General features: G+C 48.7%; 8 tRNA genes and 1 rRNA gene. All 9 read left to right on the forward strand.

Annotation, left to right across the window (positions count from 1 at the left end):
• A 5S ribosomal RNA gene (gene rrf / locus HZS85_RS17035) occupies window positions 1–85 on the forward strand; the annotation flags it as partial.
• 79 nt (window positions 86–164) lie between these two features.
• Window positions 165–240, forward strand: a tRNA-Asp gene (locus HZS85_RS16555).
• 10 nt (window positions 241–250) lie between these two features.
• Window positions 251–326: transfer RNA gene (locus HZS85_RS16560), tRNA-Phe, on the forward strand.
• Window positions 327–334: 8 nt separating this feature from the next.
• Window positions 335–410, forward strand: a tRNA-Thr gene (locus HZS85_RS16565).
• Between the two features lie 11 nt (window positions 411–421).
• Window positions 422–497: transfer RNA gene (locus HZS85_RS16570), tRNA-His, on the forward strand.
• 23 nt (window positions 498–520) lie between these two features.
• Window positions 521–596, forward strand: a tRNA-Lys gene (locus HZS85_RS16575).
• Window positions 597–603: 7 nt separating this feature from the next.
• Window positions 604–687: transfer RNA gene (locus HZS85_RS16580), tRNA-Leu, on the forward strand.
• Window positions 688–694: 7 nt separating this feature from the next.
• Window positions 695–769: transfer RNA gene (locus tag HZS85_RS16585), tRNA-Gly, on the forward strand.
• 21 nt (window positions 770–790) lie between these two features.
• Window positions 791–877, forward strand: a tRNA-Leu gene (locus HZS85_RS16590).
• Window position 878 lies beyond the last annotated feature (1 nt).

The following is an 878-nucleotide window of genomic DNA, read 5'->3' on the forward strand; positions in this document are numbered from 1 at the left end:
TTCCCATGCCGAACACGGAAGTTAAGCACTTGAACGCCGAAAGTAGTTGGGGGCTTCCCCCTGTGAGGATAGGACGTTGCCAGGCTTTTGTTTTTTTAATAAAACAATTGACAGACTTACATAGATGTTTTATCATTATAGAAGTCGTCACCTTATACTTAAACGGTCCTGTGGTGTAGCGGTTAACATGCCTGCCTGTCACGCAGGAGATCGCGGGTTCGAATCCCGTCAGGACCGCCATTTTAATATCGGCTTTGTAGCTCAGTTGGTAGAGCAAAGGACTGAAAATCCTTGTGTCGGCGGTTCGATTCCGTCCAAAGCCACCATTTCTTTTGCCGGTGTAGCTCAGCTGGTAGAGCAACTGACTTGTAATCAGTAGGTCGCGGGTTCGACTCCTGTTGCCGGCACCATTTTTATTTTGGCGATTGTGGCGAAGTGGTTAACGCACCGGATTGTGATTCCGGCATTCGTGGGTTCAATTCCCATCAGTCGCCCCATTTTTCAACTTCATATTATTTATGTGTCATTAGCTCAGTTGGTAGAGCATCTGACTTTTAATCAGAGGGTCGCAGGTTCGAATCCTGCATGACACACCATTTTTATGCGGGTGTGGCGGAATTGGTAGACGCGCTAGATTTAGGATCTAGTGTCTTTGACGTGGGGGTTCAAGTCCCTTCACCCGTACCATTTATATGCGGAAGTAGTTCAGTGGTAGAATACGACCTTGCCAAGGTCGGGGTCGCGGGTTCGAATCCCGTCTTCCGCTCCATTTATATTTGAATAGCATTATGCGGTCGTGGCGGAATCGGTAGACGCGCTAGGTTGAGGGCCTAGTGGTGGCAACATCGTGGAGGTTCAAGTCCTCTCGACCGCACCAT

This window comes from Exiguobacterium sp. s130 (assembly GCF_018619055.1).
Taxonomy (GTDB): Bacteria; Bacillota; Bacilli; order Exiguobacteriales; family Exiguobacteriaceae; genus Exiguobacterium_A.